Source organism: Allonocardiopsis opalescens, from assembly GCF_003002095.1.
In the GTDB taxonomy this organism is placed as follows: Bacteria; Actinomycetota; Actinomycetes; order Streptosporangiales; family Streptosporangiaceae; genus Allonocardiopsis; species Allonocardiopsis opalescens.
In genome coordinates, this window is record NZ_PVZC01000003.1 from 315,349 (window position 1) to 340,251 (window position 24,903).

Below are 24,903 nucleotides of genomic sequence, written 5' to 3' on the forward strand. Positions count from 1 at the left end.
TGGTGTGACCGCTCGGCGACGCTCCGTTCAAGCGTGTATTCGCGCGGCAGGAGCACGCCTTTTTCGGCACGGCGGTTCCCGGCCGCACTTCCGATCCGATCGTGATTGGCGCGGATCGGCGATCAGAATAATCCGCCCCATGGCCCGAGACTTCGGAGCGCCGCGAATCCTGCCCGGATCCGGTCAGTCCGGGCGCGGCCCGGAGCCGGACGCCGCCGCGGGCGCGTCCGTTCCGGCGCCGCCCGGCCGTCCCGCCGCCCGCCGCGCCCGGTAGGCGCGCTGGCGGCAGGCGTGGGTGCAGTAGGTGCGGGGGCGGCCGCGTGCGGGGCGGGGGACCGGGCGGCGGCAGCACGGGCAGGGACGGTTTTCGTCACGCGCCGCGGCGGCGGGCGGCTTTTCGTCACGCCGGCGCGCGGCCCGGGCGGCGGTGACGAGGTCGGGGGCCGGCAGGCGGCCGCGCGGGGTGTGCCGGTCGAGTTCAGGGTCGAGGTAGGGGCACTGGGCCGGGTCGTCGTCGTGGCAGCGCAGGAGTTCCAACAGGTAGGAGCGGGCGGCGGTCAGCCGCTCGATCCGCCGGCCCAGCTCGGCCGCCTCCGCCGCCATGGTGCCCCGCCAGGCGGCGAGGCCGGCCCGGCCCGAGGCGACGACGGCGGTGCTGTCCAGCGGCATCATGCCGGTGACCCGGCACAGATAGGCCAGGCCCAGGCGGCGGAGCTCGGGCTCCCGGTAGCGGCGCCTGCCGCCCTGCCCGGCCGACGGGCTCAGCACGCCCTGCCGCTCCCACCACCGCAGCGTGGACGGCGCCAGGCCGAACAGCGCCGCCGCCTCGCCGATGCGGACTCCGTGATCGCTCATGGGTGCAGTTGACATCACGTCGGCTTCACGAAGCAAGGTTAGGCGAACCTAATCCCCCTGGCGGGGCGTCCCCGTGGCGTGCCCGCCCGGCCGGCGTGGGCCGGCCACCGCGACGAGAGGCCCGCATGGCAGCCACGGACACCACACGGGCGCGCCCGCCCGGCACCCCGCCCCCGCCCGAACGGCCGGCCGGCGCCCCTGCCCGGCCGCTGATCGGCCTCGGCGCCGCCGCCCGTATGCTGCGCCCGGTACGCGCCCGCCTGATCGCCTGCGCGGTGCTCTCGGCGGCGGCCGCCGCGGCGGGCGTCGTCCCGTTCGTCGCCGTCGCCGAGATCGGCCGCACCGTGCTCACCGCCCCCGGCGCCGCGGCGGCCGCGCCCGCCGTGTGGGCCTGGGCCGGCGCGGGGGCGGCCGGAGCCGCGCTCCGCCTGCTGCTGCTCGGCCTGTCCACCCACATCGGGCACACCGCCGACGCGGAGATGCTGCACCACCTGCGGGTCCGGATCGTCCGCCGGCTGGGCGTGCTGCCGCTCGGCTGGTTCCGCGCGGCCGGCTCCGGCGAGGTCAAGAAGGCGATGACCGACGACCTGGAGGCGATGCACGAACTCTTCGCCCACACCCTCGGCGGCATGGCCGGCGCCGCCGCCGCGCTGCTGGCCGGCGTCGGCTACCTGCTGTCGGTGGACCCGCGGCTCGCGCTGATCACCCTCGCCGTCCCCCTCCTGTCGGTGCTCGCCTACCGCATCGGCATGCGCTCGTCCTCGCCGCACGCCGCCCGCCTCCTCGCCGCCGAGGGGCGGATCAGCGCCGCGAGCGTCGAGTACGTCGACGGGATCGGCGTGGTCAAGACCTTCGGCGGCACCGGCGAGCGGGCGCTGGGCCGGTTCGACGCCGCCATGCGCGAGCACACCGGCGCCTACCGCGCCTGGGCGGCCGAGAACCGCACCACCTCGGCCGTCAACCGGGTGCTCGGCTCGGAGACCGCGGTCCTCGGCGTGGTGGCCGCCGCCGGCCTCGGTTTCGTGGCCGCCGGCCGGCTCGGCGCCGCCGACCTGCTGCCCTTCCTCGCCGTCGGCATCGGGCTGCCGACCGCGGTCGCCCCGGCCCTGGTGCACGGCGCGCACGGCCTGCGCACCGCCCGGATGGCGGCCGGGCACATCGCCGGCCTGCTGTCCCGCCCGCCGCTGCCCGAGCCCGAGCGGCCCCGCCGCCCGCGCGGCCACCGCGTCGAGTTCGACCGGGTGACCTTCTCCTACGACGGCGCCGCCAACGCGGTCGAGGACATCAGCGCCGGGTGCGAACCCGGCACCGTCACCGCGCTGGTCGGCCCCTCCGGCGCCGGCAAGTCCACCCTGGCCGCCCTGCTGCCCCGCTTCCACGACGTGACCGGGGGCGCGATCCGCGTCGGCGGCGTCGATGTGCGGGACATGGCGTCGCGCGAGCTGCTGGCCTCGGTGAGCCCGGTCTTCCAGGACGTGGTGCTGCTGCGCGACACCGTCGCCGAGAACATCCGGATCGGCCGCCCCGAGGCCGGCGACGACGAGGTCCGCCGCGCCGCGAAGGCGGCGCAGGTCCACGACGTGGTCATGCGGCTCCCGCACGGCTACGACACCGTGCTCGGCGCCGGTGGCGGCGGCCTGTCAGGCGGCGAGCGCCAGCGGCTGACCATCGCCCGCGCGATCCTGGCCGACGCGCCGATCGTCGTGCTGGACGAGGCGACCGCCGCGCTCGACCCCGACAGCGAGGCCGCGGTGCAGGACGCGCTGGCCGAACTGGTGGCCGGTCGCACCGTGATCGTGATCGCGCACCGCCTGCACACGGTCTCCGGCGCCCACCGGATCCTCGTCCTGGACCAGGGCCGGCTCGCCGAATCCGGCACCCACCCCGAACTCCTCGCCCGCGGCGGGCTGTACGCCCGCATGTGGCGCGCCCAGTACGACGGAGACCGCGCATGATCCGCCGCCTGTTCCGCCTGTGGCCGCACCCCGGGCTCCTGGTCCGGCTCTGGCTGCTCACCGCCGTCCTCGCCGTCCTGCAGGGACTGCTGCTCGGCCTGCTGGTGCCGGTGCTGCGGGCACTGCTGCGCCCCGAGCCCGACATCGCCGCCGCGAGCCCGTGGCTGGCCGCCGGCGCCGCCGGCCTGATCGCCTACGGAGTGCTCAGCGCACTCGCCCCGCCCATCGGCTACGCCGCCTGTATCGAACTCGCGGTCCAACTCAGGCACCGCCTGATGCGGCACGTCACCACGCTGCCGCTCGGCTGGTTCAGCACCGAGCGCAAGGGCCGCTTCGTCCGCACCGCCACCAGCGTCTCCCGCGACCTCGCCCAGCTCACCTACGTCATCGGCGCCCCCGCCATCACCGGCACGCTCGTGCCCGCCACCATCGCCGCGGTCGTCCTCGCGGTGGACTGGCGCGTGGCGGTGCCCCTCCTGGTCACGCTGCCCGTCGCGCTGGCCGCGCTGGCCCGCGCCAAGCGCACCGTCGCCGAAGTCTCCGCCGACATGGAGGTGGCCGGGAACGAGATCGCGGGCCGCGCCATCGAGTTCGGCCAGGCCCAGCCGGTGCTGCGCGCGGCCGGCCGCGCCGCCACCGGCACCGCGCGCATGCGCGGCGCACTCGCCGAGCACCGGACCCGCTACCGCCGCGGCCTGCGCCGGATGCTCGGCCCCGACCTCGCCTACAGCGGCGTGGTGGCGGCCGGCTTCGTCGCCGCCCTGGTGACCGGCGTGCGCGCGCTGCTCGACGGGACCCTGCCCCCCGCCGACGCCGTCGCCCTGCTCGTGCTGGCCGTGCGCTACCTCGAACCGCTCGGCGGGATGATCGACCACGCCGCGGGCCTGGGCGCGATGCAGTACCTCGCCGAGCGCGCCGAAAAGGTGCTGCGCACCCCGGCGCTGCCGAGCGCGCCCCGCCCGGTGCGCGGCCTGGCGCACGCGGGCGTCGAGTTCCGGCAGGTCGCGTACTTCTACGGCGACGCCGCCGACGGCGCGGCCGGACGCACCCCCGCCCTGCGCGACGTGTCCTTCGACTGCCCGCCCGGCAGCACCACGGCCCTGGTGGGGCCCTCCGGCTCGGGCAAGACCACCGTCACCCGGCTCATCGCCCGCTTCTTCGACGCCGACGCCGGGCAGGTCCGCGTCGGCGGCACCGACGTCCGCGAGTACGACCACGGCGTGCTGCTGAGCGAGATCGCGATCGTCTTCCAGGACGTCTACCTGTTCGACACCACCATCGAGGAGAACGTGCGGATCGCCCACCCCGACGCCACCGACGCCGAACTCCGCGACGCGGCCCGCGCCGCCCGCCTGGACGAGGTGGTCGAGCGGCTGCCCGACGGCTGGCGGACCCGGGTCGGCGAGGCGGGCGCGCAGCTGTCCGGCGGCGAGCGGCAGCGCGTGTCGATCGCCCGCGCCGTCCTCAAACGCGCCCGCATCGTGCTCATCGACGAGGCGGCCTCCGCCCTGGACCCGGAGAACGAGCGCGCGGTCGGCGCCGCCGTCACCGCGCTCGCCCGCGACCCCGGCCGCACCGTCATCGTGATCGCGCACCGGCCCGCCACCCTGGACGCCGCCGACCGCGTCGTCGCCCTCGACGCCGGCCGCGTCACCGAGACGGGCACCCCCGACGAACTCCGCCGCACCGGCGGAGGCTTCGCCCGCCTCTACGACCAGTACGAACGCACTCGCGGCTGGCACATCACCGCCACGTTCCCGGAGGGGTGACCTATGGGCGAGAAGAGGGCGCCCGCCACGGGCACGGACGCGTCCGTCCAGCCCGCGGACCCGCCGGGCGCACGCGCGTCCGCGGGGGCCGGGAGCGGTGATGTGCCAGCCGGGAGCGCGAACGCGCAGGCCGTACGGGTGGGCGCGCCGCCGGGAGGCGGTGCCGTGGCCGATGGGACCACCGGACCGGTCTGGCGCGACCCCGTGCGGCGGCGGCGCCTGCTCGTCGTCGGCGCGCTGTATCTGGTCGCCAATATCGGCTACTCGTTCTTCTTCCTCACCCTGGGCACGATCCTGCTCGGCCGGGGTGTGCCGATAGGGACGGTCGCCCTGGTGAACCTGCTCGGCGGGATCTACTTCGGCCGCTTCCTGGTGGCGCCGGCGGTGGACCGGTTCGGCTCGGCCCGCTTCGGGCACTACCGCGGCTGGCTGGTGCCGACCCAGCTGGCGCTGGTGCTGGCGCTCGTGGCGCTCTCCGCCGTCGATCCGGTCCGGCGGCTGCCGGTGCTGCTGGTGCTGATAGCGCTGGTGCTGGTCCTGTCGGTGCTGCACGACACCGCCCTCAACGGCCTCGCGGTGCTGCTGCTGCCGCCCGCGGACCGGGGCGTCGCCAACGGGCTGCAGATCGCGGCGGCCAGCGCGTCCATGCTCATCGGCTCCGGCGGCGCCCTGCTGCTGTACGCGCACGCGGGCTGGTCGGCGACCCTGCTCGCGCTGGCCGCCGTGTTCACGCTCCCGCCGGCCGTGCTGGCCCGCCTCACCGAGCCCCCGCGCCGGCCGGCCGAAGGCGGCGGCGCCCCGTGGCGCGAGCTGGCCGCCTTCTTCCGCCGGCCGCGCCTGGCCGCCTGGACCCTGCTGGTGATTCCGCTGTACGGCATCGGGGAGTGGGCGGCGAGCGCGCCGCAGTCCGCCATGCTGCTGGCCGCCGACTGGCCGATGGAGCGGATCGCGCTGGTCCAGTCGACCGCCATCGCGGTCCAGATCGCCGCCGCGCTCGCCGCGGGCGCCGCCATCACCCGCTACGGACGGTGGCGCCCCGCCCTCGCGATCGGCCTCCTGGGCGCCGCGGCCGTGGCCGGGCTCCTTCCGCTGGCCGCCGGGAACGGCGCCATCGTCCCGACCGCCGTTGCCCTGGTCGCTCTCTCCGCCGCCTACGGCGCGAAGCTGACCTGGATCTCCACCGTCTCCATGGACCTGGCCCGGCGCTCCTCGGCCGCGACCGACTACACCGTCCCGATGTCCGTCGAAGGCGTCTGCGTCACCGCGGTCACCTCGGCCGCCCTCGCCCTGGCCGGCGCGGTCGGCTTCCCGTGGATCGTCGCCGCCGCGGTCGCCCTCGCCCTGCTGGGCGCGGCCGTCGCCCCGGCCTGGGCCCGCCGCCACGTCGGCACTCCGCACCGGCCCGGCGGCCGCCGGTAACCTCGTGACCGATGACGGGTGCGGCACGACCGGCGACGGGCGGTCAGGACGGCGCGGACGGCGCGGCGGAGCCGGCGAAGGGCCCCGGCGCCTGGCTGCGGCGGCGGCCGTGGCTGCCCGACCTCGCCGTGGTGCTGGCGGTGTTCGCCTACAACCTGCCCCTCACCACCGTGTACCTGCTGGAGGGCGTGCCGCGCTTCGCCGCGGTGACGGCCGTCTCCGTGCTGCTGTGCGCCCCCTATCCGCTCCGCCGGCGCCACCCGCTCGGCGTGTTCGGGGTCATGCTGGCGGCGGCGGCCGCGCAGCCGCTGCTCGGGGCGGACCTCCTCGCCGCGGACATCATGCTCGCCTTCGCGCTGTACAACCTGGCGACCCGGTTCCGCTGGCCGGTCACCGCGCCCGCGGCGGCCGCGGTGGTCGCCTGGCTGCTCGTCGCGGCCGCACCGCTGCTGGACCGGGGCTACCTGAGCGTCGGCGGCGTCGGCGTGCTGGTCCTGGTGGTCGTCTGGGCGTGGACCTGGGGCACTCTGGTCCGGATCCGCCGCGAGCACATCGCCGGCCTGCGCGAGCGCGCCCGCCAGTTGGAGCGGGAGAAGGAGGCGCAGGCGCGGATCGCGGCGGCCGAGGAGCGGGCGCGGATCGCACGCGAGATCCACGACATCGTCGCGCACAGCTTGAGCGTCGTGGTGCTGATGTCCGACGGCGCGGCGTCGAAGGTGCGTGGCGAGCCCGAACGCGCCGAGCAGGCGATGCTCGCGGTCCGCGACACCGGCCGGGGCGCGCTCGCGGAGATGCGGCGCCTGCTCGGCGTGCTGCGGGAGGACGAACCTGGCTCCCACGCGCCGCAGCCCGGCATCGGCCGCCTCGGCCGCCTGGTCGAGGAGTCCAGGAGCGCCGGGCTGCCCGTCGGGCTGACGGTGCGCGGCGAGCCCGCCGAGGTCCCCGCCGGCCTGGACCTCGCGGTGTACCGGGTGGTGCAGGAGGCGCTGACCAACGTCCGCAAGCACGCCGGGCCGCTGAGCGCGGTCGACGTCGGGCTGCACTACCGCGGCGGCGGGCTGGAGGTGCGCGTCGCCGACGACGGCGCCGGCCCCCGCGGCGACGGGGAGTCCGGCGGCCACGGGCTGGTCGGGATGCGCGAGCGGGTCGCCGGCTACGGCGGCACGCTGCGCGCCGGGGCGCGGCCGGGCGGCGGCTTCGAGGTGCTGGCGGTACTGCCGATCGAGGGAGCGCGATGACGATACGGACCGTGCTGGTCGACGACCAGGAGCTGATCCGGACCGGCCTGCGGATGGTGCTGGAGTCCCGCCCGCAGATCGAGGTCGTCGGCGAGGCCGGCGACGGCGACACCGCGCTCGACCTGCTCCGAACGGTCGAGGCCGACGTCGTGCTCATGGACGTGCGGATGCCCCGGATGGGCGGCGTCGAGGCCACCCGGCGCATCCGCGCCGGCGGCACCGGCCCCCGGGTGCTGATCCTGACCACCTTCGACCTCGACGAGTACGCCTACGACGCGCTCCAGGCCGGGGCCAGCGGCTTCCTGCTCAAGGACACGCCGCTGGACGACCTGGCCTCGGCCATCGCCCACGTCCACCTCGGCGACGCCGTCGTCGCGCCGAGCACCACCCGCCGGCTGCTGGACCACTTCACCCGCGCCCGGCCCCGGGCCGGCGCCGCGGACCCCGGTGCGCGCGGACGCCGGATCCAGGCGCTGACACCGCGCGAGCACGAGGTGCTGCGGCTGGTGGCCCGCGGCCTGTCGAACGCCGAGATCGCCGCGGAGCTCGTACTGTCGGAGGGCACCGTCAAGGTCCACGTCGGACGCATCCTGACCAAGCTCGGCCTGCGCGACCGGGTCCAGGCCGTCGTCCTCGCCTACGAGACCGGGCTGGTCGAGGCCGGCGAGCACTGAGGCCCGCCCGCCGGCGTACCCGTCCAGGCGTACCCGGCGGCGCCGGTACCCACTACGGCATAGCCGGAAGATATGCCCCAGGCGAGACGAATCCCGCCGCCGTCCCCGCGACAGTGGACGCATGTCCCACATCGTCGCCACCGACGGGCTCACCAAGCGGTACGGGAAGCGCGCCGTCGTGCAGAACCTGGACCTGCGCGTCCCGACCGGCTGCGTGTACGGCTTCCTCGGCCCGAACGGCTCGGGCAAGTCGACCACCATGAAGATGCTGCTCTCGCTGGTCCAGCCGTCCAGCGGCGAGGTCCGCGTCATGGGGCGGCCGATGAACCGCGCCACCCGCCGCCGGCTGCTCGCCGACATCGGCTCGCTCATCGAGTCCCCGCCCGGCTACGCGCACCTGACCGGCCGGGAGAACATGCGCCTGGTCCAGCGGACGCTCGGCCTGCCCGAGGGCCAGGTCGAGCACGCGGTCCGCACCGTGCGGATGCACCAGCAGCTCGACAAGCGGGTCCGCGACTACTCCCTCGGCATGAAGCAGCGGCTCGGCATCGCGATGGCCCTGGCCAGGCGGCCCCGGCTGCTCATCCTGGACGAGCCGACGAACGGGCTCGACCCGGCCGGCATCGAGGAGATCCGCGAGCTGCTGCGCCGCCTCGCCGACGCCGGCGTGACGGTGATGGTCTCCAGCCACCTCCTCGGCGAGATCGACCGGACCGCCACCATGCTCGGCATCCTCAGCGGCGGACGGCTGATCTTCCAGGGCACCCGCGCCGAACTCCTCGCCGCCTCCACCCCCGACGTGCTCATCGACGGCTCCGAGCCCGAACGCGCGAACGCGCTGCTCCAGGCCGAGACCGGCAGCCGCCTCGACGGCGCCTCGGTGCGGGTGCCCGGACTCGACGACAAGGCGACCGCCCGGGCGGTCGCGCTGCTCGTCGGCGCCGGCATCGGCGTCCACGGCGTGCGCCGCGACGAGCAGTCGCTGGAGGACGTGTTCATGGACCTCACCGGGGGCGGCGGGCTGTGAGCGCGCACGCGGTGGCGAACGAGTTCGCCAAGATGCGCCGGCTGCGCAACGGCCTGATCGCGGCCGCCATGGTGGCCGCCGTGGCCGGCCTGTCGCTGCTCGCCACCGTGACGAGCCCCGCCTTCGCCGCCCCCGGCGGACGGGTCTGGGCGGTGCCGCTCGCCGCGATGTCCTTCGCGGTGCCGCTGGCCTCGCCGCCGCTGCTGGCGGTCCTCGCCAGCCGGCAGGTCGACATCGAGCACCAGGGCGGCGGCTGGCTGCTCAACCAGACCTCCGGAATCGCGCCGGGCGGCCTCTGCCGGGCCAAGTTCGCCGCCCTCGGCCTCATCGTCGCCGCCGCGACGGTGCTGGAGAGCGGGCTCGTCCTCGGCGCCGGCCTGCTGCTGGGCATCGCGGCCCCCGTCCCGGCCGGGCTGTGGCTCGGCTTCACCGGGTGCGTCCTGGTGGCGAACCTGGTGCTGCTCGCCGTGCACCTCCTGCTGGCCGCCCTGATCGACAACCAGCTGGTCGGGCTCGGCGTCGGCCTGCTCGGCACCGTCGTCGCGGTGTTCGCGGCCGGGCTGCCGCCCGCGCTGACGCACACCACGCCGTGGGGCTACTACGCCCTGGCGGCCGCGGCCGGCTACCAGGGGGAGCGGCTCGTCGCCTTCACCCCCGCGTACCCGAGCACCGCCGCGCTGGGCGTCCTCGCCGCCGTCTCCTTCGTACTCATCACCGCGCTGTTCGACCGCCGGGAGTCCTGACATGGGTGCCGTACACGCGGAGTTCCTGAAGCTGAAGCGCTCCCTGGCCTGGACGGTCGTCGCGCTGCTGCCGGCGGCCATGGCCGTCGCCGGCGCGGTCAACACGATCGCCGCCGGCCAGCAGCCCGAGGACGGCTGGCACACCGTGTGGCTGCGGTCGGCGGTGTTCTACGGACTGTTCCCGCTCGCGACCGGGATCGGGATCCTCGCCTCCCTGGTGTGGCGGGTCGAGCACCGCGGCGGGAACTGGAACGCGCTGATGAGCGGGCCGGTGTCCTCGCTGCGGATCGTGGCCGCCAAGGCGGCCGTCGTCGCCGTGCTCGCCGCCGCGATGCAGGCGGTGCTCCTCGCCGCCGTCATCGCCGTTGGCAGACTCGCCTTCGCGCTGCCCGGCATGCCTCCGGCCCGCTACTTCTGGATCAGCCTGCTGATCATGCTGGCGTGCGTGCCCGTGGCCGTCCTCCAGTCCGGGCTGTCCATGCTGATGCGCTCCTTCGCCGGGCCGATCGCGGTGGCCTTCCTGGGCGCCGCGGCCGCGGTCGTCATGCTGATGGCCGAACTGCCCGCCGCCGTCCTGGTCCCCTACGCCCTCATCGGCCGGGCCACCCAGCTCGGCACCGGCACCTTCGGCGACACCGGCGCCATCACCCCGTGGGCGGTCGCCACCACCGCCATCGCCGCCGTCGTCCTCACCGCCGCGCTGACCGCCGCGACGACCGCCGTCCTGAACCGCCGCGACACCCGCGCCTGACGGTCGGAGGGCACCGGCCGTCAGGCGCGGGCGTCGGGCGGGGTGGCCTGCCGTCCGCCGCTGCGGGGTGCCGCTCAGACCACCTCAGAGATCTCGGTCTGCAGGTCCGTCGCCTTGCGCAGCAGCCCGCGCATCAGGACCAGCAGCATCGTGAGGGCCACGCCCCCGCCGGTCGTCATGGCCGCCGCCAGGAAGGCGCTGAGCAGGTCCATCCCGTCGGCCGGCGAGGGGATGTCGGCGAAGAACAGGTGCACGGTGACGCCCCCGGTGAGCAGCGTCGCCACGACCGTCGCCCCGATGATGACGTCCACCCACAGGAAGGCCCTGCTGGTGAAGATCGCGTCCCGCCCGACCATGCCGAGCAGCTGCCACACCGCGATGAGCGCCACCTGCACGCAGGCGACCCCGATCACCGCCAGCGTCACGTAGGGCACCTCGAGCGGCGCGTAGGGCGGGAACCGCTCGACCTCGCCCGCCGCGGTCCCGGGAATGACCACGAACTGCCCGAACAGACCCATCAGGACCGCGAAGGCGACCCCGGCACGAAGGATGATGGTGAAGTACAGATGCATGCATCGATTATCGATATTTAGCTATCGAAAATCAATAGGCTCCTCAGTCCGCGGTCTCCCTCGAACCACCCCCCACTCCGCCAGCTCAGACGCCCCGTCCGCCGCCGCAGCGCCACTCCCGGCACCACACGACCGGATCCGGCCACTCCGCCCGCCCCGCGCCCTCACCCCCGCGGCGCGAAGCAGGCCCACCCCGGCCCGGCCGCTCAGGGGCGCACGCGGATGACGGTCTTGCCCTTGCGCCGCCGGGTCGGGTTGAGCGCGGGGATGGCGTCGTCGAGGGTCGTGACGGTTCCGATGTGCGCGCGGAGGCGCCCGTCCCGCACCCGGTCGACGATCTCCACCAGTTGACTCGGAACGGATTCGACGACGAAGTCGACCGCCAGGCCGTCGACAGGGCGGGCCTCAACAGGTCCGACCACCGACACCAGCGTCCCGCCAGGCCGGATGACGCTCGCCGAGCGCCGCTGGACATCACCGCCGATGACGTCGAAGACCAGGTCGACCCCGCCGATGTCGTCGAGGTCCTCGTGGTCGAGGTCGAGGAACTCGTTCGCGCCGAAGTCGAGCGCCGCCTCGCGGTCGGCCGCCCGACCGGTGCCGATGACGTAGGCGCCGAACTCCCGGGCGAGCTGCGTCACCACAGATCCGACCGCGCCGGCCGCGCCGTGTGCGAGGACGCTCTGCCCCGCCTGAAGGCGGCCGTGCCGGAACAGGCCCTGCCACGCGGTCAGGCCGGAGATCGGCAGGCTCGCACCCACCGTGAAGTCGACGTTCCCCGGCAGCGGTGCCAGATTGCGCGCCTCCACGGCCGCGTACTCGGCCAGGGTCCCATCGCGGTGCCAGTCGGTGATCCCGAACACCCGCTGCCCCGGCGTGAGTCCCGTCGTGCCGTAGCCGAGCGAGTGGACCACCCCGGCGAACTCGTGGCCGATGATCGCATGGGCGCGATCGCGACCGGAGCGGTCGACCCACGTCGAGGGCCACTCCCACTCCGCGGGGACGAAGCCCGAAGCGTGGACTTCGACGACGACGTCGTTGATCGCCGGGGTCGGCTCAGGCCGCTGTACGAGTGTGATCCCGGCTGCTTCCGCAGCCTGGTCCGTCGCGACGATCGCCTTCATGGGTGCCTCCACCATCTCGTGCTCGTCGGCTCTGCGCGCCGATTTTCTGGGCTTGCTAGCCCACTATCGGCAGTCAACACGAGACGAATATGGGCTGTCAAGCCCAGTCTGGGTTATCGTGGGTGCCATGGAAGCCGCAACGGAACCTCGGGGACCGCAGAAGCTCACGAACAAGGGGCAGGCGACCCGAGCCCGCATCCTCGAGCACGCCGCGGAGCTCATCTACACCAAGGGCGTCCACGCGACCAACAACGAGCAGCTCCGACGCGCGGCAGGCATCAGCGGGTCACAGCTCAACCACTACTTCCCGACCAAGGAGAGCCTTGTCCTCGCGGTCATCGAGTGGCAGGCCGAGCGCGTCCTCGCCTTCCATCGCAGTGAGCGGTTCACCCGCTTCGAAAGCCTCGACTCGCTCCGGGAATGGGCGGGCTTCTACCTGGCCTACGAGCGCTCCTACCAGGAAGGCTGCAGCCTCGGTTCACTCGCCGCCGAGATCATCAAGACCGACCTCGACGTTCGCACCGAACTCGCGAACTCGTTCGAGCAGTGGAGAGACATCTTCCGGGACGGACTCGAACGGATGCAGGGGCTCGGCCGCATCAGCGCTGAGGCGGATCCCACCCGGCTGGCCTATCTCCTGCTCTCCGCCTTCCAGGGCGGTATGCTCCTCGCCCAGGTCGCCCGCGACATCGCCCCGCTGAAAGCCGCCCTGCAGGCGGCCATCGACCACGTGCAGACCTTCGCGCCGCCCCTCACCAGCCAAGATCACGATCCACCACCGCCGTACTAGGCTGGCCGCATGTCGCTGGTGGGAAGGGACGCCGAGCAAGCGCGGATTCAACACCTGCTGACGAACGCGCGTGACGAACGCAGCGGCGCGCTGGGGCTGCGGGGCGCGGCCGGCATCGGGAAATCGGTCCTTGTCGACCATGCCGTGTCGATCGCCGAAGCCGCGGGCATGCGCGTCGTCCGCGGGGCAGGGGTCGAGTCCGACTCCGAGCTGGCGTACGGCGGTCTGCACCAACTCCTGTTTCCTCACCTGGATCGCCTGGACGCCCTCCCCGCTCCCCAGGCCATGGCGCTGCGCTGCGCTTTCGGGCTGGCCGAGGGAGACGAGGCCAACCGTTTCCTGGTATCGGCCGGCACCCTGTCCCTGCTCGCCGACCTGGCCGAGGACGCCCCGCTGCTGTGCGTGGTCGACGACCTGCAATGGCTCGACCAGGGTTCGGTGGAGGCGCTGCTGTTCGCGGCCCGCCGCTTCGTGGCCGACCCGATCGCGATGCTGTTCGCGGTGCGCGAGACCTCGGTGCCGTTCGAGATCGCGGGCGTCGAGGTCGTCGAGCTGTCCGGCCTCGCCGCGCCCGATGCCGCCCGACTGCTCGACGACCATGCGCCGGAACTCGTCGGACCGGCGCGGACTCGGGTCCTCGCGGAGTCCGGCGGCAATCCGCTGGCGATCATCGAGCTCGGGTCCTCGCAGCTCGCGGCGGGCGAGGTCGACGAGTCCGACCCGGCCGAGCAGGTCCGGCCGCTGCCGGTGACCCGCCGCGTGCAGGAGTCCTTCCGCCGCCAGATCGTGGAGCTTCCCGACCCCACCCAGCGTGCGCTCCTGGTGGCGGCGGCCGACACCGCCGCGCCCCTCGCGACGATCCTGCACGTGCTCGAATCCCTCGGGGGCGTCCTCGGCGACCTGGCGCCCGCCGAACGCGACCGGCTGGTCCGGATCGACCAGCAGATAGCGTTCCGCCACCCCCTGGTACGGGCGGCCGCCTACCATGACGCGCCGGTGCACCGGCGGATCGAGGTACACCGCGCGTACGCCGAGGCGCTGCGCGCGGACGCCGACGCCGACCGCCGGGCCTGGCACCTCGCCGCCGCCACCACCACCCCCGACGAGGCGGTGGCCGCCGAACTCGAACGCGCGGCCGAGCGGGCCTGGCACCGCGGCGGCGCGACGGCGGTGTCCGCCGCCTACGAACGCGCCGGTCGGCTCAGCGCCGACCGGGAACTGAAGGCCCGGCGTATCGCCCGGGCCAGCCAGGCCGCGTTCGACGCCGGCAAGGCCGACCGCGCCGCGCGCCTGGCGGCCGAAGCGATCGCGCTCACCACCGACCCCGGCGTCCGGGCCGACGCCATCTACACCCGTGGCGCCGTGGAGTACGAACGCACCTCGCCGCGGGCCGACGCGGAGCTGACGATCGAGGCCGCCGCGTTCATGCGCGACACCGATCCGGAGCGCGCCGCGCTCACGCTCTTCGAGGCCGCGCACGCCGCTCGGCACGGAGCCGCGCACGACCTCCTGCAGCGCGCGGCGGAGCTGATGCGCGGGTTCACCCCGCCGCGGGAGTGGGCATCGGTCGTCGCCGCCCTTCTCGGGTGGGCGGAGCTCTTCGCCGGACGCCCGGAGCTGGCCGTCGGCCCGATGCGCGATCTCCACACCGCCGCACGTGGCGGCGGGAACGACCTGATGCACCGCATCACCGCAGGGTTCGGCGGACTCATGATCGCCGACGACGACGGCGTCGTCGGCCACACCGAGGACATGCTGGCCGAGGTGCGGGCGACCGGGGCGCTGGGCTGGGTCCCGTACACCCTGAACGTGCTCGCCGTGGCGCGGCTGTTGCGCGGCGAGTTCGCCGACGCCCGGGCGTGTGTGGCCGAAGGCGCCGCCGTGAGCGAGGAACTCGGGAACACGACCGAGCACCTGGCCCACCGGTCGGTGGAGGTGTGGCTGCACGCCGTATCGGGCGACGAGGAACGCTGCCGGGCCCTTGCCGAGGAGGTGCTCCCGCGAGCCCGGGCCCGGCACCGGGTCAACGCCGAGATCGCGGTCTGGGGTCTCGGGATGCTCGACCTGTCCGCTCGGCGGTTCGGGGAGGCGTTCGACCGGCTCGAGCGGGTGTCGCAGGGACCCGCGAGCCGCGACCTGCTGATGCGGGCGGTGCCGGACCTGGTGGAAGCGGCCGTGCGCAAGGGCGTGCCGGATCGCGTCGAAGGGCCGCTGGCGGCCTTCCGGCACTGGGCCGAGCAGGTCGACCGCCCGGTCGCCACCGGACTCGCCCTGCGCTGCCGGGCCCTGCTGGCCGGAGACGACGCCGCCGACGCGCTGTACGCCGAGGCGCTGCGGCTGCACGAGCGGCACGGCGGCCCCTATGAGCGCGCCCGTACCCACCTGGTCTACGGCGAGTGGCTGCGCCGCCGGCGCCGCCGTACCGAGGCCCGCGCCCATCTCGCGGCGGCGGTGTCCGCGTTCGAGGGCATCGGCGCGCAGCTGTGGGCCGAGCGTGCGCGCGGCGAGATGGCCGCCTTCGGGGAACGGGGCGACGAGCCCCGGCGCAGCGGCCCGCTCACCCTGCTGACCCCGCAGGAGCTGCAGGTCGTCCGGCTGGCCGCGGGCGGTCACACCAACAAGGAGATCGCCGCACAGCTCTTCCTCAGTCCGCGGACCGTCGGCCACCACCTCTACAAGGCGTACCCGAAACTCGGCGTCGCCGGCCGCGCCGAGCTGGTCGGCCTCGTCTAACCGGTGCCCGACGCCAGTCATCGGCCTCCCGGACACCGGTAACGGTGACCGATGCCCCACCGGGAGCCCTGGCATAGCGTTTCCAGTGTTCAGAGCCGCTGCCGACCGAGCAGCGCCCAGACGAGGAGACGACGATGACCAAGTACTTCCTGAGCCTCCCGCACGACTCCGCCGAGGAGCCGACGATGGAGGACATGGACCCCGCGGAGCTGCAGGAGATCATCGCCGCGGTCGACGGGTTCAACACCGCCCTTCAGGAGTCGGGCGCGTTCGTCACCGCCGGCGGCCTGCAGCCGCCGTCGACCGCGACCACGGTGGACTACTCCGGTGACAGCCCCGTCCTCACGCCAGGCCCGTTCGTCAAGGCCGACGAGTACCTCGGCGGCTTCTGGATCATCGAGGCCGAGAACGACGACGTCGCGATCGAGTGGACCAAGCAGGCCTCGCGCGCGCTGCGAAGCAGGATCGAGGTCCGCGCCCTCCAGGAGGCGCCCCCGGCCTGACGGCCCGGCCGCCGACACCGCAATGCCCAAGAACGCACGCGGCGCCCCGGCCGACGCCATTCCGTCGGCCCGGCTTCAGGCCGCCCTGGTCCCAGAGGCGGGGGCGGCCTCGTGCGTACCATCTGAAATCAGCGGACAAAACGGTCGAAGATCTGGGGCCGACGGCAAAGCGGCCGTCGAACCCCCGGGCCAGAAGGGAGGATCGGGGATTTGTACCCCGGAAGGGCGGTAAACCCCGGGTATCCTCCTCATATGTGCGGCTGACCTCGACCAGCCGATCCCCGACGCCAGCGAGTGCCGGCCGACGACACGGACATGAGACCGCGGGCAGCATGGCTCCACATTGTCTGCTTAAAGGCCGACGTTTTTGGGTTTCGCTCAATGTTCCTGGAGCCGGGGTCCCGTATCGAAGGGTGACCGTTTGATGCCGGGACCCCAGGGCAGCTATTGACGATGGGCTTCAGAGAACCGTTACGGACGGCCGTCGTCGACGGCTCCTATATCCCGCCGATCAGAGGAACGAAGGCCGGATCAGGGGTCTGCGGCTGATCGGATATGGGAGGGGATCTTCATGGTCGAGGAGCGTCCGGGCAGCGAGGCGGTGGTCGGCGATGAACTGCTGGCGAGGATCGGTGTTCCGTCCGAACTCGGGGAGGCGAACCGCGTCGTCGGTCATCTGTTGAGCGAGACCATATGGCCTCGGATTCGGGCTCAGGAAGCGGGAGAGACGGCCTCGCGGGAGGTCGGTATCCATGATGCGGGTATCGGGCTTGCCGATGATGACAGGGAGGTCGGCCCCGGCGACTTCGCTCTATCGGTCACTTTGACGGGCCCCGCTTCCGAGGGGGAGGTGCGGAGGATGCTCGCGCCGGCGCTGGGCGCGGAAACGGCCGCTCGCATCCCACTTCGGTTCGAGGTAAGGGAATCCGCGGAACTCGGACCGGCATACGCTGATGAGTACCGAAGGCATATCCGTCCCGCCCCTGGGGGAGTGTCGATCGGCAACAAGAGGAAGACCAAGACCCAGGGAACCCTGGGCTGCTTCGCCAGGGGACGCTCCGGGGAGCGCCAGAACATGACCTTGGGGCTCTCGTGCTGGCACGTCATCGCAGAGGTCGGGAGAGCGAAGCCTCAGAAGGGTGACGTCGTCCTCCAGCCGAGCTATCCGGCGATCGAGGATCTCGGCGGCGATCCAGAGGCTGAGAAGTACCGCCTCGAGACGCTGGAGAGCTGGGCTGATCCCAAGCCGTTCCCAGCGGAGAACACGGCTGACGCCGCTGTCTTCCAATGCCTTGATCCGAAGGCTGCCGACTGGCGCATATTCGACAGTCAAGCCACATGGATCACCTATTCGAAACTTGTCGACCAGACCGTGGATGTGCGGCCGAAACTTGAAGTGGGAAAATGTGGGCAGACTTCAGGAACTACGAGGGGAGTGGTCAAGAGAATAGCTCTGAAGAGGAGCATTAAAAGGGAGGATGATAAAGGGCGGGTGATCTATTTCGATTATGTGGACGTGGTGGAGATCGGCCATAAAGGCGACACTACTTATCCGTTCGCCCTTCCGGGGGACTCGGGGTCGATCTGCTGGAAGGAGAAGATGAATGGCTCCTTCATTCCTTTGGGAATGATGTTCGCGGAGAAGGTGGTCAGCAAGACCGAATCGTATGAATTCATGAACTTGATCAAACATGTCAAAGACGTGCTTGATGTCGAGCTGCTTTATGGAAAAAACCCGAACAGTTGATTGGATTAGAAATCCTCTGGCGCGCGTAACGGTGAGTTCGCCCGGCGCGGTGGAGGGCCCATCATCGTTGGTGACGGCGTAGTGGTCATCGCCGTTCTTCGTGTCGGAACCCGGTGATGAGGGCGTCCAGGCCCGCTTCGAAGAGGCGGTCGGTGGAGAGGGTGAAGAACTCGGGGCCCACCTGGGCGGCTGCGGGGCGGTGCGCTCGTCGATGGATTCGAGCCTCGGTGGTCCCTTGGGGCTGGTCGAAAAGCATCCCGCGCACGGCGGGGTGCGCGCGCAGGATCGCGGGGCTGGCGAACATCCGGACGAATGAGTGCGCGGAGCCGGGGCGGTCGGTCCGCAGCGGCCGGTGCACGGCCTGGCTGCCGAGCACGCGTCCGGCGGTCAGCGCTCTTCGCGGAAGAGCACGTGCCTGCGCACGATGGGGTCGTACTTGCGCAGCTGGAGCCGGTCGGGGTCGTTGCGGCGGTTCTTGCGGGTGACGTAGGTGTAGCCGGTCCCGGCGGTGGACCGCAGTTTGATCACCGGGCGGACGTCGTCGCGGGCCATGGGCTGACCCTCCTTCCGGACATGCGGCGTGAACCGTTTCGAGAATGATAACCATTATCATATGGTGATGAGTGTAGGGCCGCCAAACCTTGGCGCCCTCAAGCCCAGGGGGCCGGCGCGGTAGCGCGAGCCGCGCCGGCCCCCTGAGGTGCGACGACGAAGGGATCCGCCGATGACCCGGAAGGCCGACCGTGCGGCCGGACGCCCGAACCCGCTGCTGGGAGTGGCCTATATCGACTACAAGGACACGGCGCTGCTGCGGCGGTTCATCTCCGACCGGGGCAAGATCCGCAGTCGGCGGATCACCGGGCTCACCGCGCGCCGGCAGCGCATGCCGGCCCGCGCGGTGGAGAACGCGCGGGAGATGGCCTTGCTGCCGTATCCGGACGCCGAGGCGCGGGTACGTCGCGGATCCTGAGCGTCCCGCACGGATCGGGTCTCCGAGCGGGGCGGTGACCCGGCGCGCGACGCCGGCCCGCGCCAGGGGCCGGTCTGCGGTCGGGGCGGCGGTCAGCGCACCCAGGTCTCGCCCGGCCGAGAACCGTCGCGGCGCGGGCCGGGCGTCGTGCTCTCGGCCGGGTTCCGCCTCGGCCAGTTCAAGGTGAAGTGGACGGGGACGGTCCTTGCTCGGCTGCGGAGCACGCGTACCGGGATCACACCGTTCAGGTTATTAGAACGATAATCATTATCAAAGCCGCTTTCGCGGCTGGGGCAAGGGAGGGCGCCGGGGATGGCGAAGAGGAGCAAGACCGTCCGCAACGAGCACCGGGCACGGGTGGTCGCCGCCTATGCCGAACGGCGGGCCGAGCTGAAGCGGATCATCAGGAGCCCGCAGAGCACGGCCGAACAGCGGGCGGCCGCCATGGTCGCCCTGAACCGGCAGCCGCGTGACGCCGCCGCCTGCCGGCTGCGCAACCGGGACTCCATCGACGGCCGGCCCCGAGGACACCTGCGCAAGTTCGGACTGTCGCGTATCCGCTTCCGCGAGATGGCCCACCGCGGGGAGCTGCCGGGGGTCACGAAGTCGAGCTGGTAGTGGACGCCGCCCCGGGCGCCGCGGCCTGGTCGCGCGGTGTCGCACCGCGACTCTCCGCGGCCCTGGGGCCGGGTGCGCCGTCGCAGCCTGAGCAGACGCCGGACAGTTCGAACGAGTAGTGGAGCGACCGGTATCCGGTCTCGCGGCCGATGCTGCTGACCAGGCGCGACAGCGGCTCGCGCTCGGGTACCTCCTCGACGCGTCCGCACCGGCGGCAGCGCAGGTGGTGGTGCCGGCCGTCGTTCCCGCACATCCGGTACAGGCGTTCCCCGGCAGGGGACTGGACGGTGTCGAGGGCTCCGCTCTCCGCCAGCTGGTGCAGGACGCGGTAGACGGTGGACAGGCTCGGCCGGCGCTCGGGCTCCGCGGAGTCGGCGATGAGAGCGTGCACCTCCTGGGCGCTGCGGAAGCATGAGGCGCGGTCGAGTACCCGCAGGACCGCCTGGTCATATCTCGTCACGCGCGCCACTGCTCCGCCTCCTTCACGGGCCGGCCGGCGCGGCCGTGCGCGGGCGCGCGGGCTCCGGGACGGGGACGCGGGCCCCGGTGAGCGCGCTCCCCGGTGGTGACATCGGCGACGTACGCCTGCGCGGTGGCGGCCGGCGCCGCGACGGCCGCCCCGAACACCGTGGCGACGAACAGCACGGACAGGAGCCCGCCGTCGAGGGCTGGGGCCATGCCGGCCTGAGACACCGCGGCGGAGGCCGCCATCGCCAGGCAGCCCAGCAGCAGAGCCGGCACGGGAACGGCCTTGCGGCCCCACAGCCGGCTGCGCCGGCCCCGCAGGCGGCCGGCGGCCACCATGGTCAGCGCCGCGACTCTTGTGACCTGGCCGATCTCCCACTCCGCCATGCGCAGCGCCCGCGACAGCGGAGCGATCACCGGCATCAGCGGCTGCTGCCCGAGGTATCCGCCGAACACCGCGAAAAAGACCAGGGGGAGGGTGCGGCCGGGCGGAGCGCTCGTGCCGGGTGGCGGGGGGACTCCGGGAGGCTGGGCTGCCGTGGACACTGGTCTCACATCCGATCTGGCTCGCCTGGCGGGCGGCACGCGGGCGCACGGTCGGGACCGGTGAACGGGAGCGCCGCGGCGACGCATTGCCGATGCCCACCACGACAGGAGCCCCGGCCGCTACGGCACGCCGCCCGGGACCACGGGTGCGGGCGCCGGGAGTGGTGCCGGACAGAGGAAGCCCACCGAACCTTGAATGATAATGATTATCATATCAATCAAGCGGTTCGTCGATGCCTCCGCTTGCGTGCCGACAAGCCCCTGGCGTGGCAGCCCGCTCGGCCGTGGGATCGGAGCTGCCGGCGGCGGCAAGCCGATCGCAGCGGAGCGGCGGACGGAAGCCGCTCGCCGCTCCGCTGCGCGGCCGTCAGCCGTGCGAGCGACGGCGAGGCGCCCGCCACGCCGCCGTGGAACCGCGCCGGCACCCTGCCGCCGCGTGCCGATTCTCCCTGCGCGCGGACGCTGCGGAGAGCGCGGTCGGGTCAGGCCGTGGGAGGGCCCGACCCGTCATGCGGCGGCCCTCTCGCCGCGGGCCGGACGCGGCACCCGGCGGGGGTTGATCAGGATCAGCGTCGTGGCGACGGCGAGCAGGGACAGCGCGGCCGAGGCGGTGAGAACGGCCCGGGTGCCGGAATGCGCCGCCGACCAGGAAAAGCGTGATGGTCCTGTGTCAGGTCGTGTGACCGGCCGAGGACCAGGCGTATTGGCGGCGTTCCCGTGGAGGATTCGCTCGGTCAGTGCGGATAGGCGATCCGTGGTTCGAGTCTGCATCTCGACGGCGCCAAGGATCGCGAACAATAGCGACTGTGATCGGAGGAATCGCGAGTGGAACTCTCCGTTATGGCTTATCTCGACGAGCTCGTCAGGCCAAGGTTCGACGGCAAGGACTGACTCCCGGCACCGCTTGGCGAGGCTCATTCCAAGTGGCGTGTCGCCCAGAGGTCGTGAGGCACTCAGGGTTCACACCTCTGGTACGTCTTACTCGGGCCACTCGTTGGACTGAATGATCTCCACGAAGTTCTCGCGCTGGAACGACGGGTCGAAGTGGGCGAGAACGTCGTCGTTCATGGTGCCGAAGGTGGTCTGCGGCCGGTCGGCCATGCCGTCGTAGAACGCCTGGACGATCTTCTTCTTGAAGTCGGGGCGGGGGTGTGCGGCGACGACTTCTGCGCGCTGCTGGTCGGTGATCTGGTCGAGATCGAATCCGAGGACGTCGGTCTCGACGCCGAGGGTGACGACGGCGGTCTCGGGGGCGAGGTGCATGGGGACTTCGGGGGTGGTGTGCAGGGCGATGGCGAGCCACACGTCGCGGGCTTCCTTCTCGGAGCGGCCGTGATCGCGCAGGAAGGCATACGCGGCCTCGGCACCGTCGAGTTCGAAGCGCCGATCGGTTGTGCGGTAGGCGCTTGTCAGGCCAAGGTCGTGGAACAGTCCGCCGACGTAGGCCAGTTCGGGGTCCACGTCGATGCCGCGCGCCTTCGACTTGAGCATTCCCCAGAGGAAGACGCGGCGCGAGTGATGGAAGATCGTGTCGTCTGCGGCCTCGCGGACCAGCGCGGTCGCGTCGCGGACGAGGGCGGTGTCGGGAATCGTGATCCCGGCGATCGTGTCAGGCATGAAGCTCCTTGGATGCGTGTCGGTGCGGTCCGCCCGGAGGACGGACATCTCCACAGTCGCGGATCGAGCGTGCGCGTCGTGAGCGTCTGAACTGACCGAGACTCCACAGAATCGGACATCCTGCTGCAGAATCAGCTGGTCACGCCTCTGGTGAGCGTGACGCGGACTGCTCGTGTCCGAGGACCCGGAGGAGGGCGAGCATCGTCGTCCTCGCGCTCATCGCGGCGACCGGGATCGGCCTCGCCCGCACCGGGCGGAGGAACTGACGACTACCGCCCGCGCATAGCCGAAACCTCATCGGGCCATGCTGTGCCGAACTGGCGTTGGTGGCGGCTCGGCGGCAACCCATACTCGCGGACGAAGACCCGGCGGAACGTCTCGGTGCTTCCGAACCCTGCGAGCCGAGCCGTCTGGGACACGTTGTGTCCTTCATCGAGCAGGATGCGTGCGCGATCCAGGCGCATCTGCTCAACGAATCGCGAGGGCGAGACGCCGAGTTCGGTCGCGAAAAGGCGCCGCAGGTGCCGGGCCGTGACGCCGGCTCCTGCCGCCAGGGAGTCCACGGTGTGATCGGCGGCCGGGTCGCCCGTGATGACGTCAACAACGGTCTTCAGCACTGGCTGCTGCGGGATCGGCGCACGAAGCGGAGCGGAGTACTGCGACTGCCCGCCCGGCCGCTGCAAGTACAGGACGAGCTCGCGGGCGATCGAGCGCGCCAGGCCCGGCCCGTGATCGGCCTCGACGAGCGCGAGGGTCAGATCCAGGCCGGCGGACACGCCGGCCGAGGTGAACACGTCGCCGTCTGCGACGTAGATCGCATCGGGGAGTACCTCGACATCCGGGAATGCGCGCTCCAGTAGCCCGGCATGCCGCCAGTGGGTCGTCGCCCGTCGACCATTGAGGAGTCCCGCCTGAGCAAGAACGAACGCCCCAGTGCAGACAGATGCCACGCGAGTCGCCAGGGAGGCGAGGTGCCGTGCGGAGCCAAGGAGCGACGCCCCGATGGGCCGATCGACCAACCGATCTCCACCGGCGACGATCAGCGTATCCACACGCTCGGGCACGGTTGCGGGTCCCGTCACCTGCAGTCTCGTACCGATGGACGTGGTAACGGCATCACCGCTGGGCGAAACGAACCGCAGCCGATAGTGTGCGCCTGCGCGGTTCGCTTCGGCAAGGACCTCCGCGGGTCCCGACACATCCAGCAGTTTGACATCGTCGAAGACGAGAAAGACGACCTCGTGGAATGTCGGGGTGGGCATGCGTGCCTCCGCGTCAGGCGGTGTCTTCGCGCATGTGCGCACAGACGAGCTCTGCCGGCTGGACGGCGTTCAGCGCCGCGCCCTTCCGCAGATCATCGCCACTGACCATATAGGTCAGCCCTCGCCCGTCCGGCATCCCCTCATCGCGCCGCACCCGGTCGATGAGCGTCGCCTCTGTTCCCGCCGCGCCGCGGCGTCGGGACACCGACGCCCTCCACGCCCACGGCCCCGGCAAGGAAGGCACGCGCCTCGTCGGCGGAGATCGGCTCGTCGAACTCGGCGTCGATCGTCATCGAGGGGCCGGTGAGGACGGGACGCGCACGCACGCCGAGCAGCTCCTCGTTGCCCGTGCGGCCCATGCCGGAAACCGCTTGGTACGTGCTCACGACAAGGCGCCGCAGGCGACCGGGAACATCCTCTCCCGCAGGATCGAGCGGCGCCTTGGGGATCGGAGGGGGCGGACCGTGCACCATGCGTTGTCCAGCCAGTTGCATATTCCTGCCGATACCGATTGTGACTATGCCTCTAATATGTTGGTGTGGGCGATGCGCTGCTGCTTGAGTTCTCCGATCTCCTTCGACGCCATGCGAGGTCCGATCTTTCGACACCGCTGGAGGGGGTGACGATCTGCAAGATGGATGACACGGACGTGCTCAGCGCGTCGATGTCCGGCACGGTCTTCGCCGCGATGGCTGAGGGCTGCAAGCGGCTCGCGGTCGCCGATCGTGTCTACGAATACCGAGCGGGCCAGCATCTGGTCGCCCCCATCGATCTGCCGGTGACCGGTCAGGCCATCGGCGCGACTCCGAGCAGCCCGACCCTGGGATTCGGCATGGCGCTCGAACCGGCCGCGATCGCGGAGGTTCTGTTGGCCGCCGGCCCGGGTGATCTTCCGCGTACGAGCGGTCGAGCCCGCCTGGGCATGGTTGTCGGGGAGACGTCGCATGAACTGCTCGATGCGATCGTGAGACTGCTCCGGCTGCTCGATCGGCCACAGGACCGCCGGGTGCTGGCCCCCGTGTACAAGCGTGAGATCCTCTGGCGCCTCATGACCGGCGATCAAGGAGACGTCGTCCGTCAACTCGGCCTGGCAGACAGCGGCCTGAGCAGCGTCGCTCACGCCGCGCAGTGGATCCGGGAGAACTACCACCAGAGTTTCAAGGTCCAGGATCTCGCGCGCATGGCGAACACGAGCGTGTCAGCGTTCCACCGGAACTTCCAGGCCGTCACGTCCATGAGCCCGATCCAGTTCCAGAAGCATGTGAGGCTGCAAGCCGCGCGGTTGATGCTGCTCAACGAACCCAACGACGTCACCGGGGTCGCCCACCGTGTCGGGTACGGAAGCTCCACGCAGTTCAGCCGCGAGTACCGGCGCCAGTTCGGCACGTCGCCCAGCGCGGACGTCGCCCGTTTCCATCAGGCGGGGTCCCGTCCTCCGCAGTCGGCGCTCCCATAGGTGGGATCGTCCGAGCGACCGCCGGCAAACCGGGCCAAGACCTGCAGGATCGTGCATGGGTGCAAGAGG

General features: G+C 72.2%; 25 protein-coding genes. 15 read left to right on the plus strand and 10 right to left on the minus strand.

Annotation, left to right across the window (positions count from 1 at the left end; translation table 11 throughout):
* Positions 1-183 precede the first annotated feature (183 nt).
* Entirely contained in the window at positions 184-855 is a 672-nt protein-coding gene (locus CLV72_RS11565) for a MerR family DNA-binding transcriptional regulator (RefSeq protein WP_211302821.1), read from the minus strand.
* Between the two features lie 125 nt (positions 856-980).
* On the opposite strand from CLV72_RS11565, the gene CLV72_RS11570 reads away from it, so the two are divergent.
* The 8 genes from CLV72_RS11570 to CLV72_RS11605 all read left to right on the plus strand — a co-directional run bounded on the left by CLV72_RS11570 (position 981) and on the right by CLV72_RS11605 (position 10,431).
* Positions 981-2,810 (plus strand): ABC transporter ATP-binding protein, encoded by a 1,830-nt coding sequence (locus CLV72_RS11570; protein ID WP_106244519.1) that lies wholly within the window; start codon positions 981-983, stop codon positions 2,808-2,810.
* Positions 2,807-4,579, plus strand: a complete 1,773-nt coding sequence (locus tag CLV72_RS11575) for an ABC transporter ATP-binding protein (protein WP_106244521.1) — start codon at positions 2,807-2,809, stop codon at positions 4,577-4,579. The genes CLV72_RS11570 and CLV72_RS11575 overlap by 4 nt, the downstream gene beginning before the upstream one ends.
* A gap of 165 nt (positions 4,580-4,744) precedes the next feature.
* Positions 4,745-5,998 (plus strand): MFS transporter, encoded by a 1,254-nt coding sequence (locus tag CLV72_RS11580; RefSeq protein ID WP_211302822.1) that lies wholly within the window; start codon positions 4,745-4,747, stop codon positions 5,996-5,998.
* Positions 5,999-6,009: 11 nt separating this feature from the next.
* Positions 6,010-7,236: a sensor histidine kinase gene (locus CLV72_RS11585; RefSeq protein ID WP_106244526.1), complete on the plus strand. Its 1,227-nt coding sequence runs from the start codon at positions 6,010-6,012 to the stop codon at positions 7,234-7,236.
* On the plus strand, positions 7,233-7,910 hold the full coding sequence (locus tag CLV72_RS11590; protein ID WP_106244528.1) for a response regulator: 678 nt from the start codon (positions 7,233-7,235) through the stop codon (positions 7,908-7,910). Before CLV72_RS11585 ends, CLV72_RS11590 begins: the two co-directional genes overlap by 4 nt.
* Before the next feature lie 121 nt (positions 7,911-8,031).
* On the plus strand, positions 8,032-8,937 hold the full coding sequence (locus tag CLV72_RS11595; protein WP_106244530.1) for an ABC transporter ATP-binding protein: 906 nt from the start codon (positions 8,032-8,034) through the stop codon (positions 8,935-8,937).
* Positions 8,934-9,680: an ABC transporter permease gene (locus CLV72_RS11600; RefSeq protein ID WP_106244532.1), complete on the plus strand. Its 747-nt coding sequence runs from the start codon at positions 8,934-8,936 to the stop codon at positions 9,678-9,680. The genes CLV72_RS11595 and CLV72_RS11600 overlap by 4 nt, the downstream gene beginning before the upstream one ends.
* A 1-nt stretch (position 9,681) precedes the next feature.
* On the plus strand, positions 9,682-10,431 hold the full coding sequence (locus CLV72_RS11605; RefSeq protein WP_106244534.1) for an ABC transporter permease: 750 nt from the start codon (positions 9,682-9,684) through the stop codon (positions 10,429-10,431).
* A 74-nt stretch (positions 10,432-10,505) separates the two neighbouring features.
* On the opposite strand, the gene CLV72_RS11610 is transcribed toward CLV72_RS11605, so the two are convergent.
* On the minus strand, positions 10,506-11,003 hold the full coding sequence (locus CLV72_RS11610; RefSeq protein WP_106244536.1) for a DUF2975 domain-containing protein: 498 nt from the start codon (positions 11,001-11,003) through the stop codon (positions 10,506-10,508).
* A 206-nt stretch (positions 11,004-11,209) separates the two neighbouring features.
* Positions 11,210-12,127 carry an NADP-dependent oxidoreductase gene (locus CLV72_RS11615; protein ID WP_106245448.1) on the minus strand — a complete coding sequence of 306 codons (918 nt, stop codon included), beginning with the start codon at positions 12,125-12,127 and terminating at the stop codon, positions 11,210-11,212.
* A gap of 127 nt (positions 12,128-12,254) precedes the next feature.
* Here CLV72_RS11615 and CLV72_RS11620 point away from each other — a divergent pair, with 127 nt between their 5' ends.
* From CLV72_RS11620 to CLV72_RS11635, 4 genes are all read left to right on the plus strand, one after another.
* Positions 12,255-12,917: a TetR/AcrR family transcriptional regulator gene (locus CLV72_RS11620; RefSeq protein ID WP_106245450.1), complete on the plus strand. Its 663-nt coding sequence runs from the start codon at positions 12,255-12,257 to the stop codon at positions 12,915-12,917.
* A gap of 9 nt (positions 12,918-12,926) precedes the next feature.
* Positions 12,927-15,650, plus strand: coding sequence for a helix-turn-helix transcriptional regulator (locus CLV72_RS11625; protein ID WP_106244539.1), 2,724 nt, complete (start codon positions 12,927-12,929; stop codon positions 15,648-15,650).
* A 134-nt stretch (positions 15,651-15,784) separates the two neighbouring features.
* Positions 15,785-16,153 carry a YciI family protein gene (locus CLV72_RS11630; RefSeq protein ID WP_106244541.1) on the plus strand — a complete coding sequence of 123 codons (369 nt, stop codon included), beginning with the start codon at positions 15,785-15,787 and terminating at the stop codon, positions 16,151-16,153.
* A 571-nt stretch (positions 16,154-16,724) separates the two neighbouring features.
* Complete coding sequence (locus CLV72_RS11635) at positions 16,725-17,900, plus strand: hypothetical protein (protein WP_106244543.1); 1,176 nt, start codon at positions 16,725-16,727, stop codon at positions 17,898-17,900.
* Positions 17,901-17,985: 85 nt separating this feature from the next.
* Here the strand turns inward: CLV72_RS11635 and CLV72_RS11640 are convergent, their stop codons facing one another.
* Both CLV72_RS11640 and rpmG read right to left on the minus strand, forming a co-directional pair.
* Entirely contained in the window at positions 17,986-18,276 is a 291-nt protein-coding gene (locus CLV72_RS11640; RefSeq protein WP_106244545.1) for a hypothetical protein, read from the minus strand.
* 11 nt (positions 18,277-18,287) lie between these two features.
* Complete coding sequence (gene rpmG, locus CLV72_RS11645) at positions 18,288-18,452, minus strand: 50S ribosomal protein L33 (RefSeq protein WP_106244548.1); 165 nt, start codon at positions 18,450-18,452, stop codon at positions 18,288-18,290.
* A 172-nt stretch (positions 18,453-18,624) separates the two neighbouring features.
* Between rpmG and rpsR the strand changes: the two genes are divergently transcribed.
* Complete coding sequence (gene rpsR, locus CLV72_RS11650; RefSeq protein ID WP_106244551.1) at positions 18,625-18,870, plus strand: 30S ribosomal protein S18; 246 nt, start codon at positions 18,625-18,627, stop codon at positions 18,868-18,870.
* 312 nt (positions 18,871-19,182) lie between these two features.
* Complete coding sequence (gene rpsN, locus CLV72_RS11655) at positions 19,183-19,488, plus strand: 30S ribosomal protein S14 (RefSeq protein ID WP_106244553.1); 306 nt, start codon at positions 19,183-19,185, stop codon at positions 19,486-19,488.
* Here the strand turns inward: rpsN and CLV72_RS11660 are convergent.
* The 5 genes from CLV72_RS11660 to CLV72_RS11680 all read right to left on the minus strand — a co-directional run bounded on the left by CLV72_RS11660 (position 19,469) and on the right by CLV72_RS11680 (position 23,872).
* Positions 19,469-19,948: a Fur family transcriptional regulator gene (locus tag CLV72_RS11660; protein ID WP_245930111.1), complete on the minus strand. Its 480-nt coding sequence runs from the start codon at positions 19,946-19,948 to the stop codon at positions 19,469-19,471. The two genes, rpsN and CLV72_RS11660, sit on opposite strands and share 20 nt — an antisense overlap.
* Complete coding sequence (locus CLV72_RS11665) at positions 19,945-20,376, minus strand: hypothetical protein (RefSeq protein WP_146159426.1); 432 nt, start codon at positions 20,374-20,376, stop codon at positions 19,945-19,947. The genes CLV72_RS11660 and CLV72_RS11665 overlap by 4 nt, the downstream gene beginning before the upstream one ends.
* Positions 20,377-21,477: 1,101 nt before the next feature.
* The gene (locus CLV72_RS11670; RefSeq protein WP_106244561.1) at positions 21,478-22,116 is read right to left on the minus strand and encodes an HD domain-containing protein; all 639 of its coding nucleotides are present in this window, start codon (positions 22,114-22,116) and stop codon (positions 21,478-21,480) included.
* Positions 22,117-22,385: 269 nt separating this feature from the next.
* Positions 22,386-23,378 (minus strand): GlxA family transcriptional regulator, encoded by a 993-nt coding sequence (locus CLV72_RS11675; protein ID WP_106244564.1) that lies wholly within the window; start codon positions 23,376-23,378, stop codon positions 22,386-22,388.
* 140 nt (positions 23,379-23,518) lie between these two features.
* Positions 23,519-23,872, minus strand: a complete 354-nt coding sequence (locus CLV72_RS11680) for a hypothetical protein (protein ID WP_146159427.1) — start codon at positions 23,870-23,872, stop codon at positions 23,519-23,521.
* 44 nt (positions 23,873-23,916) lie between these two features.
* Here CLV72_RS11680 and CLV72_RS11685 point away from each other — a divergent pair, with 44 nt between their 5' ends.
* Positions 23,917-24,834 carry an AraC family transcriptional regulator gene (locus CLV72_RS11685; RefSeq protein ID WP_106244569.1) on the plus strand — a complete coding sequence of 306 codons (918 nt, stop codon included), beginning with the start codon at positions 23,917-23,919 and terminating at the stop codon, positions 24,832-24,834.
* The last annotated feature ends 69 nt before the right edge of the window (positions 24,835-24,903 follow it).

Coding starts and splice junctions, on each gene's coding strand:
- CLV72_RS11585 (WP_106244526.1), top strand. CDS start 6,010: ATGACGGGTGCGGCACGACCGGCGACGGGCGGTCAGGACGGCGCGGAC.
- CLV72_RS11670 (WP_106244561.1), bottom strand. CDS start 22,116: ATGCCTGACACGATCGCCGGGATCACGATTCCCGACACCGCCCTCGTC.
- CLV72_RS11570 (WP_106244519.1), top strand. CDS start 981: ATGGCAGCCACGGACACCACACGGGCGCGCCCGCCCGGCACCCCGCCC.
- CLV72_RS11680 (WP_146159427.1), bottom strand. CDS start 23,872: ATGCAACTGGCTGGACAACGCATGGTGCACGGTCCGCCCCCTCCGATC.
- CLV72_RS11595 (WP_106244530.1), top strand. CDS start 8,032: ATGTCCCACATCGTCGCCACCGACGGGCTCACCAAGCGGTACGGGAAG.
- rpsR (WP_106244551.1), top strand. CDS start 18,625: ATGACCCGGAAGGCCGACCGTGCGGCCGGACGCCCGAACCCGCTGCTG.
- CLV72_RS11565 (WP_211302821.1), bottom strand. CDS start 855: ATGAGCGATCACGGAGTCCGCATCGGCGAGGCGGCGGCGCTGTTCGGC.
- CLV72_RS11665 (WP_146159426.1), bottom strand. CDS start 20,376: ATGCCGGTGATCGCTCCGCTGTCGCGGGCGCTGCGCATGGCGGAGTGG.
- CLV72_RS11615 (WP_106245448.1), bottom strand. CDS start 12,127: ATGAAGGCGATCGTCGCGACGGACCAGGCTGCGGAAGCAGCCGGGATC.
- CLV72_RS11635 (WP_106244543.1), top strand. CDS start 16,725: ATGGTCGAGGAGCGTCCGGGCAGCGAGGCGGTGGTCGGCGATGAACTG.
- CLV72_RS11675 (WP_106244564.1), bottom strand. CDS start 23,378: ATGCCCACCCCGACATTCCACGAGGTCGTCTTTCTCGTCTTCGACGAT.
- CLV72_RS11590 (WP_106244528.1), top strand. CDS start 7,233: ATGACGATACGGACCGTGCTGGTCGACGACCAGGAGCTGATCCGGACC.
- CLV72_RS11630 (WP_106244541.1), top strand. CDS start 15,785: ATGACCAAGTACTTCCTGAGCCTCCCGCACGACTCCGCCGAGGAGCCG.
- CLV72_RS11610 (WP_106244536.1), bottom strand. CDS start 11,003: ATGCATCTGTACTTCACCATCATCCTTCGTGCCGGGGTCGCCTTCGCG.
- rpmG (WP_106244548.1), bottom strand. CDS start 18,452: ATGGCCCGCGACGACGTCCGCCCGGTGATCAAACTGCGGTCCACCGCC.
- CLV72_RS11605 (WP_106244534.1), top strand. CDS start 9,682: ATGGGTGCCGTACACGCGGAGTTCCTGAAGCTGAAGCGCTCCCTGGCC.
- CLV72_RS11620 (WP_106245450.1), top strand. CDS start 12,255: ATGGAAGCCGCAACGGAACCTCGGGGACCGCAGAAGCTCACGAACAAG.
- CLV72_RS11625 (WP_106244539.1), top strand. CDS start 12,927: ATGTCGCTGGTGGGAAGGGACGCCGAGCAAGCGCGGATTCAACACCTG.
- CLV72_RS11575 (WP_106244521.1), top strand. CDS start 2,807: ATGATCCGCCGCCTGTTCCGCCTGTGGCCGCACCCCGGGCTCCTGGTC.
- rpsN (WP_106244553.1), top strand. CDS start 19,183: ATGGCGAAGAGGAGCAAGACCGTCCGCAACGAGCACCGGGCACGGGTG.